This is a genomic window from Streptomyces sp. NPDC059853 (assembly GCF_042731495.1).
Classification (GTDB): Bacteria; Actinomycetota; Actinomycetes; order Streptomycetales; family Streptomycetaceae; genus Streptomyces.
In genome coordinates this window covers 1-9,548 of record NZ_JBHWJL010000206.1, presented here as the reverse complement: position 1 = coordinate 9,548, position 9,548 = coordinate 1, and the positions used below count along the sequence as shown (strand labels likewise).

General features: G+C 73.9%; 8 protein-coding genes. 3 read left to right on the top strand and 5 right to left on the bottom strand.

Annotated features, from left to right (window positions below):
• Nucleotides 1-119 precede the first annotated feature (119 nt).
• Entirely contained in the window at nucleotides 120-941 is an 822-nt protein-coding gene (locus ACFV5N_RS19765) for an SAM-dependent methyltransferase (protein WP_385601393.1), read from the top strand.
• 151 nt (nucleotides 942-1,092) lie between these two features.
• Here ACFV5N_RS19765 and ACFV5N_RS19760 read toward each other — a convergent pair whose 3' ends face one another.
• Entirely contained in the window at nucleotides 1,093-2,466 is a 1,374-nt protein-coding gene (locus tag ACFV5N_RS19760) for a nitrate/nitrite transporter (protein WP_385601390.1), read from the bottom strand.
• Entirely contained in the window at nucleotides 2,463-3,122 is a 660-nt protein-coding gene (locus tag ACFV5N_RS19755; RefSeq protein ID WP_385601387.1) for a GntR family transcriptional regulator, read from the bottom strand. Before ACFV5N_RS19755 ends, ACFV5N_RS19760 begins: the two co-directional genes overlap by 4 nt.
• A 261-nt stretch (nucleotides 3,123-3,383) precedes the next feature.
• On the opposite strand from ACFV5N_RS19755, the gene ACFV5N_RS19750 reads away from it, so the two are divergent.
• Nucleotides 3,384-4,541 (top strand): polysaccharide lyase family 1 protein, encoded by a 1,158-nt coding sequence (locus ACFV5N_RS19750; RefSeq protein WP_385601384.1) that lies wholly within the window; start codon nucleotides 3,384-3,386, stop codon nucleotides 4,539-4,541.
• Between the two features lie 116 nt (nucleotides 4,542-4,657).
• Nucleotides 4,658-6,598, top strand: coding sequence for a heparinase II/III family protein (locus tag ACFV5N_RS19745; protein ID WP_385601382.1), 1,941 nt, complete (start codon nucleotides 4,658-4,660; stop codon nucleotides 6,596-6,598).
• 67 nt (nucleotides 6,599-6,665) lie between these two features.
• Here the strand turns inward: ACFV5N_RS19745 and rocD are convergent, their stop codons facing one another.
• From rocD to ACFV5N_RS19730, 3 genes are all read right to left on the bottom strand, one after another.
• Nucleotides 6,666-7,910: an ornithine--oxo-acid transaminase gene (gene rocD, locus ACFV5N_RS19740; RefSeq protein WP_385601379.1), complete on the bottom strand. Its 1,245-nt coding sequence runs from the start codon at nucleotides 7,908-7,910 to the stop codon at nucleotides 6,666-6,668.
• The gene (gene ddaH, locus ACFV5N_RS19735) at nucleotides 7,907-8,722 is read right to left on the bottom strand and encodes a dimethylargininase (protein WP_385601376.1); all 816 of its coding nucleotides are present in this window, start codon (nucleotides 8,720-8,722) and stop codon (nucleotides 7,907-7,909) included. Before ddaH ends, rocD begins: the two co-directional genes overlap by 4 nt.
• 101 nt (nucleotides 8,723-8,823) lie before the next feature.
• Complete coding sequence (locus ACFV5N_RS19730; protein WP_385601373.1) at nucleotides 8,824-9,345, bottom strand: Lrp/AsnC family transcriptional regulator; 522 nt, start codon at nucleotides 9,343-9,345, stop codon at nucleotides 8,824-8,826.
• Between the last annotated feature and the right edge of the window lie 203 nt (nucleotides 9,346-9,548).

The window sequence follows — 9,548 nt, the reverse complement described above, 5'->3', positions numbered from 1 at the left end:
GTACCCCGGGGCCGGGCGCGGCGCCGTACCACCGGTACCTCACCCGGCCGGTGACCCGCCCGTGGCGCTGTGCATCATGGGAGGCCCAGGTCCCCTCTAGCGATGGCGAGTTGACTCCGATGGGTGAGTACAGCAAGGACGTGCGGGAGACCCCGGCGGCGCCGGAGATCGACACCTCGGTACCGCACTCGGCCCGCATCTGGAACTACTGGCTCGGCGGCAAGGACCACTACGAGGTCGACCGGATCGCCGGTGACCAGTACGCCGCCACCTTCCCCGGGATCTTCGACATCGCCCGGGTCAGCCGGTACTTCCTGCACCGCACCGTGCGCCACCTGGCGGGCGAGGCCGGCATCCGGCAGTTCCTCGACGTGGGCACCGGCCTGCCCACCGAGGACAACACCCACGAGATCGCCCAGCGCGTCGCGCCGGACGCCCGCATCGTCTACGTCGACAACGACCCGCTGGTCCTGGTGCACGCCCAGGCGCTCCTCACCTCCACCCCGCAGGGCCGCACCGACTACATCGACGCCGATCTGCACGACCCGGCCCGCATCCGCCGGCTGGCCTCCCACACCCTCGACTTCAGCCGGCCGATCGCGGTGATCCTCTCCGACGTCATGGGGCACGTCCCCGACGACGACCGGGCCCGCTCCATCGTCCGCGACCTGGTGGCGGAGCTGCCGGCCGGCAGCTATCTGATGCTCTCGCACGGCGCCACCACCTCCCAGGAGGTGATGGACGCCCAGGACGACTACAACGACAGCGGCGCCGCGCCGTACCGGCTGCGCACCCTGGAGCAGATCAGCCGCTTCTTCGACGGTCTCGACCTGGTGGAGCCGGGCGTGGTGCCCATGCCCCGCTGGCGCCCCGACCTCGGCGACGTCGGCCCGGACCCGGAGGGCGCCGGGATCGGCGGCGTGGCCCGTATCCCGGGCTGAGCCGCGGCGTCCGCGCGGCCCGGTACCCCGGCGGTACCGGGCCCGGCCGGTGCACGGCGCACGGTGCACGGCCGTGGCCCGGGTACGCGGGGCGGCCGGTGCGCGCCCTCCGGCCGGGGGCGGCACCGGCCACTCACCCCGAGCCGGTGGTTCAGCCCGTGCGCACCCCGGTCCGCTCGCGGTCCGCGGGCGCGGGGTGCCGCGCGGGGGAGGGGTGCCGCTCCCGCTCCCGGCGCACCGCGCGTCCGTGCAGCCGCAGGATCTGGGCGACGCCGACCACCATGAAGCCCAGCACCACGGTGAGCGCGATCCGGTAGTCGTCGCCGGTGGCGTCCAGCAGCAGACCCACCGCGGCCAGCGCCAGCATCGAGGCGGTGAAGCCGCCGATGTTGACGATGCCGGAGGCGGTGCCGTGCCGCTGCGGCGGGTTCGCCAGCCGGGAGAAGTCGAAGCCGACCGTGGAGGCCGGGACGCAGCCGCCGAGCACCACGCACAGCAGGACCACCAGCCAGCCCGGGGTGCGGTCGGCCGGCCACCACAGGGCCGTGGCCCACACGGCGGCCACGGCGGCCGTCACGGTCAGCACCACCGGCAGCCGGGCGCCGGGCCGGCGGGAGAGCAGCCAGCCGAACGGCAGGCCGAGCAGCAGGCTGGTGGCCACCACCAGGGTGAGCAGTTCACCGGCCGTCACCCGCTCGTACCCCTGGGCCTCCACCAGGAACGGCAGCCCCCACAGCAGCAGGAACACCATCGCCGGGCACTGGGTGGTGAAGTGGGTCCACATGCCCAGCCGGGTGCCCGGCTCGCGCCAGGCCGCGCCGATCTGGCGGCGCACCGCGCCCCGGCCCGCCGCCGGGCGCGGCACGGGCGCCTGGCCGGGCGGCTGGTCGCGGAGGAAGAGCAGCAGCGGGACGAGGACGAGGAGCCCGCCCAGCGCGCTCCCGGCGAACGCGGTGACCCAGCCGGAGTGGTCGAGCACCCGGGAGAGGACGAGGGTGGAGGTGAGGTTGCCGGTCATCCCGGCCAGGCCGGTGAGCTGCGCCATCATGGGCGCGCGGCGGGCGGGGAACCAGCGGTTGCCGAGCCGCAGGACGGCCAGGAACGTCATGGCGTCGCCGCAGCCGAGCACGGCGCGGGCGGCCAGCGCGCTCCCGTAGGTGGGGGCGAAGGCGAAGCCCAGCTGGCCCGTGATCAGCAGGGACAGGCCGAGGATCAGCACCCGCCGGCTGCCGAGCCGGTCGACCATGACGCCGACCGGTATCTGCATCGCCGCGTAGACCAGCAACTGGAGGATGGGGAAGGCGGAGAGTGCCGAGGCGCCCACCGCGAACCGGTCGGCGGCGTCCAGGCCGGCCACCCCGAGGGAGGTGCGCAGCAGGACGGCGACGAAGTAGACGGCGACCGCGATGCTCCACACGGCGACGGCGCGCCGGCCGCCGGGCGGATCGGCGGGGGCGGCGGTTCCGGTGGGCGGGGCCGGATCGAGGGGGTCGGCGGGTTCGGCGGAACGCTGCGGGCGGCTCACCGGCTCTCCCCCCGGGCCAGCTCGGAGACCCGGCTGACGTGCCGGACGGTGACCGCGAGCGCCGCCTCGGCGTCGCCGGCCCGCAACGCGTCCAGGATCTCCTGGTGTTCGGCGAGCGCGAGGGCGATGCGGTCGGGGCGGGCACGGACCACGGCTTCGCCCATCCGCAGCTGCCGGTCGCGCAGCTGGTCGTACAGCCGGGAGAGGATGGCGTTGCCGCCGCTGCGGACGATCTCGGCGTGGAAGGTGCGGTCGGTGACCGCCAGGTCGGCCAGTGCCCCGGCGGCGGCCTGGGCGCGGTGCCGCTCCAGCAGTTCGGTGAGCCGGTCGATCAGCCCGGGCGGCGCGGGCACCGCCTTGCGCACCGCGTGGGTCTCCACCAGCAGCCGGGTCTCCACGACGTCGGCGATCTCCTGGGCGGAGACGGGCAGCACTATCGCGCCCTTCTTCGGATAGAGCCGCAGCAGCCCCTCGCTCTCCAGCCGCAGCAGCGCCTCGCGCACCGGGGTGCGGGAGACACCGGCGGCCTCGGCCAGCTCACCCTCGGTGAGCAGGGTGCCGCCCTCGTAGCGGCGCTCCAGGACGGCGCGCTTGACGTGGTCGTATACATGGTCGGCGGCGGGGGGACGTTTGGGTGCGGCGGCGGACTGCGGCATGCGCACAGCATAGATACAACAGGGATACCCGGTGGTGCCCGGTCCGGCATGCGGGCAGGCCACAGCGGCGCGAGGCCGGTGCCCCGGGCGGGCGCGACGGGTGGGTGCTGTGCGAACCGTTGACATGTTCCAGCGGTCAACTCAGTCTGGTGAATACCGGGTTACTGCAACCGGTTGCACCATCGTGGGTTCACCCGCCGACGCCATCACGAGGGCCCCACACCCTCGGACACGTTCCCCCACCGGCCGAGAGGACTCCTCATGTCACGCACCACCCGGACCGCCACCAGGGCCGGCATCGCCGTCGCCGGCGGCATCGCCCTGCTGACCGGCACCCTGACCGCCGCCTCCCAGGCGTCAACCCCGCCCGCCGCCGACACCCCGCCCGCCGCGCCCGGCGCCTTCGCGGCCGACCCGTTCGCCGACGCCCCCATCGGCTACGCCGCCGAAGCCGGCGGCACCACCGGCGGCGAGGGCGGCGACACGGTCACGGAGTACGTGCTCAGCGCGTACGCGGACGAGACCGGACTGAGCCCTTCCGAGGCGCTGTACCAACTGCTCAAGGAGCACCAGAAGAGCGAGGGCGGCGGCCTGGTCGTCTACGTCGACCTCACCCTCGGCCAGGACGGGCTGAAGGAGAGCAAGATCGACATCAAGGATGTCGAGAACGTCTCCATCCTCGGCGTGGGCGACGCGGGCGAGCTGGACGGCGTGGGCTTCAAGGTCACCCGCACCCAGAACCTCATCATCCGCAACCTCACCATCCACCACGTCTCCGAGGGCGAGGGGGACGCGATCGAGGTCACCGACAACAGCTCGCACGTGTGGATCGACCACAACGACCTGTTCAGCGAGCGCGACAACGAGCCGGACAAGGACTACTACGACGGTCTCGTCGACATCAAGCGCAACAGCGAGTACATCACCGTCTCGTGGAACACCATCCACGACCACTGGAAGACCTCGCTGGTGGGCCACAACGACAGCGCCGACCAGGCCCCCGACAAGATCACCTACCACCACAACGCGTTCACCTCCCTCAACTCCCGGGTGCCGCTGATCCGCCACGCGGACGTGCACATGCTCAACAACGTGTTCACCGACATCAACGGCTCGGCCATCAACGCCCGGATGGGCGCCCGGGTCCTCGTCGAGGGCAACTGGTTCGAGAACGTGGGCTCCGGCGAGGTGGACTCGCACGCCGGCTACATCGAGGGCCCGGTCGGCTGGTTCTACGGCAGCTCCGAGACCGGCTACTGGAACCTGGTGGACAACACCTTCATCGACAGCCCCCACGAACACCTGGAGTCCACCACGGACTTCACCGTCCCCTACAGCTACCAGGCGGACACCCCGGCCGCCGCCAAGGAGGCCGTGGAACAGTACGCGGGCACCGGCGTCATCGACGTCACACCCTGATAACTGCGAACGGTTGCAGTGCCGCTCGGCTCCGCCCGCGCTCGGCCGGCCGTATCCCGGGGCCCCCTCGGGTACGGTCGGCCGCGGCCGTTCCCGCCCCCTCACCAGGAGCAGATGTGACGCAGCCGACCTCCGCAGGACCGCTCACCGCCCGGCTGCCGCTGCTGGCCCCCGGCGCCGAGGCCGCCCTGGCCGCCGCCGTACGCGAGGCCCCGCGCCGGATCCCGGTGCCGCCCGTCACCGACCGTGCCGCCTGGGACGCCGTCGACCCCGCCACCCGGGCCGCGCTGCTGCGCCGGGCCGAGGACGAACGCGCCGCCCCCGCACCCGTCCTGCGCGCCTCCGACTGGGCCCGCTCCTTCCGCGACGGCGTCCGCACCGCGTACGAGGACCCGGCCCGCGCCCTGCGCGTCCGCACCACCGTCTTCCTGCTCGCCGCCGTCCTCACCGGCGAGAGCGCACCCGCCACCGCGCCCCCCGGCACCGTCCCGTACCTGGACGCCGCCATCGACGGACTGATCGCCCTGTGCGAGACCTCCACCTGGTGCTGGGCCCCGCACGACGGCTACACCGCCGCCCGCGGCGAGGTGCTGCCCGACCCCGAACAGCCCTATGTGGACCTGGGCGCCGCCGAGGTCACCACCGTGCTCACCTGGGCCGACCACACGCTCGGCCCCCATCTGCACCTGCGGGCGCCCGGCTTGCGCCGCCGGCTGCGCCGCGAGACCGAGCGGCGCGTCCTCGCCCCGTTCACCGCCCGCCGCGACTGGCCCTGGATCGGCCTCGACCGGCCCGCCGACAACTGGAACCCGTGGATCCACGGCGCGATCACCGCCGCCGCCCTGCTGCTGACGGACGATCCGGAGCGCGCCGCCACCCTGCTGCGCACGGCCGTCGCCGGACTCGACCGCTTCGTCGCCACCCTCCCCGAGGACGGCGGCATCGACGAGGGCGTGGCGTACTGGTGGCACGGCGCCGGCCGGCTGCTGGAAACCCTCGATCTGCTGGCGGCCGTCGGCGGCCCCGGGCTCGACGCCCGCGACCTGCCCGTCCTGCGGCAACTCGCCCGCTTCCCGCACCGGATGCACCTGGGCGGCGCCTGGTACGTCAACGCCGGGGACGCCGCCGCCCGGCTGTCCGCCACCCTGCCCTGGCAACTGCTGCACCGCTGGGGCACCGCGCTCGGCGACCCGGCCGTCCGCGACCACGCGGCCGGACGCGGCCGGGACACCGGCCTCGCCGCCCACCCCGAGGCGGGGGCGGGCAGCGCGCTCACCGCGCTGGTGGACCCGCACTGGCGCGCCGCGCTGACCGGCGCGCAGGGGGAGGGGGGAAGCTGGCTGACCGCCGCGGAGTGGCTGCCGCGCACCCAGATCCTGCTGGCCAGGGAACGGCCGGGATCCACCGGGGGCCTGACCGTCGCGGTCAAGGGCGGCCACAACGCCGAGCGCCACAACCACCTCGACGTCGGCTCCTACTGGATCGCCCTGGACGGCGTGCCGCTGGTCGTCGACCTCGGCCAGCCGACGTACACCGCCGACAGCTTCGGGCCGCACCGCTACCGCGCCTGGCCGCTGACCAGCGCGTGGCACAACCTGCCCGCGCCGGGCGGCGGCACCGGACAACTGCCCGGCGCCGCGCGGGCCGCCCGGGAGGTGCGCGCCGAAGCGACCGGCGGCGGCGCCCTCTTCCACGCCGGCCTGGCCGCCGTCTACCCGGACGGGGCGGCCGGCGGCCTCACCCGGACCGTGCGGCTGGACCGGGTGCGGCCGCTGGTCACCGTGACCGACCGCTGGGCACCGGCGGCCGGTCCTGTGCTGCTGCGGCACGTCCTGGCGGGCGAGGTCACCCTGGGCGGCGGCGAGGCGATCGTGCGGGCGCCGGACGGTCCCGCGCTGCGGATCGGCTGGGAGCCGCGCGCGGCGCGGGCGGTGCTGGAGGAGCGGGAACTGACCGATCCGCTGCTGCGCGCCTCGTGGGGGGAAAGGATCACCCGGCTCACGCTCACGGTGCGCGACGGCGGTGGCGCGACCGTCCGTTTCGACCGCGCGCCCTGACCGGGGCCGGTGCGCGCGGGGCGGGGCAGCACACCGGGCCCCGCCCCGCCCCGTCCGTGGGCCCCGGTCAGCGGCCCTCGGCCAGTACCTCCCCGAGGATGTCCAGCGCCCCGGTCAGCTCCTCCTCCTCGATGGTCAGCGGCGGGGCGACGCGGATGGTGGAGCCGTGGGTGTCCTTCACCAGCAGGCCCCGGGCCAGCAGCCGTTCGCTCAGCTGCCGCCCGGTGCCGATCGCCGGGTCGATGTCGATCCCGGCCCACAGCCCCCGGCCCCGGTGCCGCAGCACCCCGTGCCCGGTGAGCCGGCCGAGACCGGCCGCGAGCACCTTGCCGAGCCGCTCCGCCCGCTCCTGGTACTCCCCGGTGGCCAGCAGGCCGACGACGGCCGTGCCGATCGCGGCGGACAGCGGGTTGCCGCCGAAGGTGGAGCCGTGTTCGCCGGGCCGCAGGACGTCCATCACCGCGCGGGTGCCGACGACCGCCGAGACCGGGACCAGGCCGCCGCCCAGCGCCTTGCCGAGCAGCAGCAGATCGGGCCGCACCCCCTCGTGGTCCAGCGCCAGAGTGCGGCCGGTGCGGCCGAGCCCGGACTGGATCTCGTCGGCGACGAACAGCACCCCGGCCCGCCGGGTGGCCTCCCGTACCCCGCGCAGATAGCCGTCGTCCGGGACGATCACGCCCGCCTCGCCCTGGATGGGTTCGATGAGGACGGCCGCCGTGGTGTCGTCCAGGGCCGCCTCCAGCGCGGACAGGTCGTTGTAGGGCACCACCGTGAACCCGGGGGCGTAGGGCCCGAATCCGTCGTGGGCCACCGGGTCGGTGGAGAAGCCGACGATGGTGGTGGTGCGGCCGTGGAAGTTGTCGGCGGCCACCACGATCCGGGCCCGGTCGCGGGGGACGCCCTTGACCTCGTACGCCCACTTGCGGGCGATCTTGATGGCGCTCTCCACCGCCTCGGCGCCGGTGTTCATCGGCAGGGTGACGTCCAGGCCGGTCAGTTCGGCCAGCCCGGCGGCGAAGGCGGCCAGCCGGTCGTTGTGGAAGGCGCGCGAGGTGAGGGTGAGGGTGTCCAGCTGGCGGTGGGCCGCCGCGACCAGGGCGGGGTGCCGGTGGCCGAAGTTGAGGGCCGAGTACCCGGCGAGCAGGTCGAGGTAGCGGTTGCCGCGGATGTCCTCCACCCACACGCCCTCGCCCCGGGCGACGACCACGGGCAGCGGGCGGTAGTTGTGGGCGACCAGCCGGTCCTCGGCGGCGATGACGGCGGCCGGGTCGGTGGGGTCGCCGGCGGCTTCGGTGATCGGGTGAGCGCTCATGCGATGCGGATCTCCTGTGTGCAGCACTTGATCCCGCCGCCGGCCTTCAGCAGTTCGGAGGTGTCGACGGGGATGGGGACGTACCCGCGTTCGGTCAGCCGGCCGATCAGCTCGGTGGCGCCGGGGGAGATGAGGACGTGCCGGCCGTCCGAGACCGCGTTGAGGCCGAACGCCATCGCGTCGGCACGGGTGGCCGTCACGGCGTCGGGGTAGCGGCGGCGCAGCGCGGCGCGGCTGCCGGGCGAGAACGCCTCGGGGTAGTAGGCGATGGTGGTGTCGTCCAGCGCGAACAGCGCGGTGTCCAGATGGTAGAAGAACGGATCCACCAGCCGCAGACTGATGACCGGCCTGCCGAAGTATTCCTGTGCGCTGATATGCGCGCCGGTCGAGGTGCGGAATCCGTACCCCGCCAGAATGTCCGGTCCTACCGGCACCAGATCGCCTTCACCCTCGCAGGTGTCCTCGGGGGTGACGACCGGAAAACCGTTCTCCTTGAACCAGCGGCTGAATTCCAGGGCTTCGGGCTGCCGCTGCGGGGCGTGGAAACGGGAGCCCAGCGCCTTGCCGTCCAGCACCAGTCCGCCGTTGGCGGCGAACACCATGTCGGGGAGGCCGGGCACCGGTTCCACCAGGTCCACTCTGTGGCCCAGTTCGCGGTAGACGCGCACCAGTTCGTGCCACTGTTCCAGGGCCCGGTCCCGGTCCACCGGGGAATCCTGTCGCATCCATGGATTAATGACGTACGCCAGCTCGAAATAGCGTGGCTCGCACAGCAGATATCGGCGTTCGCGGCCGACCGTGACAGGCGCCATCGAGGCACTTTTCCCTTCGCCGGAGAGATGACTCCACGCTAAGGACCGGCGCGGGCGCCGACAAGCTCATGTCCTTGCACGCCGCTTTCGAATGTTGCGCGTCAGCCCGGCTCGACGGCGTTTTCCGCCGGCTGGTCCAGCAGCGGGCGCAGCGGCGCCCCGCTGCCGCTCTCGCCGCCGGGCAGCAATTGGGTGAGGACGACCCGGGAGTCGGTGCGCCGGACGAACGGCTCGGCGCGGATGCGCTCCAGCACCCGTTCGAAGTGGCCGATGGTGCGGGCCCTGATGTGCAGCAGCGCGTCCGCGTCCCCGGTGACCGTCATGGCGGCCACGATCTCCGGGTGGTTGCGGGCCACTTCCGACATCCGGCTGGGCGGGGCGGCGCTGTCGCAGTACACCTCGACGAACGCCTCCATGCCCCAGCCGAGCGCCTCGGCCCGGACGGTGGCGGTGAAGCCGGTGATCACCCCGTGGGCCCGCAGCCGGTCCACCCGCCGCTTCACGGCGGGGGCCGACAGCCCCACCCGCCGGCCGATGTCCACGAAGCTCGCCCGGGCGTCGGCGATCAGCAGCGCCAGGATGGTGCGGTCCAGCTCATCGACGGCGGGCGGCAGATGCGTCATGGAGGTGGCTCCGGTTCTCGTGATTCCTCACGTCGGTGACGGGGGTGCACCGCCAATGATCACGGGTCCGCGGGCCCTTGTGCACCGGTCGCCGACCGCCGTACGGACCGCGTCACGGACCGCCGTACCGCGCGCGCGTACCGCCGGGCGATCATCCGCCGGGCCGCCCGGCCCAGCGGTCCGGCCGCCCGGGTGTACCACGC

What these genes read in the sequence shown, in the direction of transcription:
- ACFV5N_RS19750 (WP_385601384.1), top strand. Translation starts at nt 3,384, where the DNA reads ATGTCACGCACCACCCGGACCGCCACCAGGGCCGGCATCGCCGTCGCC.
- ddaH (WP_385601376.1), bottom strand. Translation starts at nt 8,722, where the DNA reads ATGGCGCCTGTCACGGTCGGCCGCGAACGCCGATATCTGCTGTGCGAG.
- ACFV5N_RS19765 (WP_385601393.1), top strand. Translation starts at nt 120, where the DNA reads ATGGGTGAGTACAGCAAGGACGTGCGGGAGACCCCGGCGGCGCCGGAG.
- ACFV5N_RS19730 (WP_385601373.1), bottom strand. Translation starts at nt 9,345, where the DNA reads ATGACGCATCTGCCGCCCGCCGTCGATGAGCTGGACCGCACCATCCTG.
- rocD (WP_385601379.1), bottom strand. Translation starts at nt 7,910, where the DNA reads ATGAGCGCTCACCCGATCACCGAAGCCGCCGGCGACCCCACCGACCCG.
- ACFV5N_RS19755 (WP_385601387.1), bottom strand. Translation starts at nt 3,122, where the DNA reads ATGCCGCAGTCCGCCGCCGCACCCAAACGTCCCCCCGCCGCCGACCAT.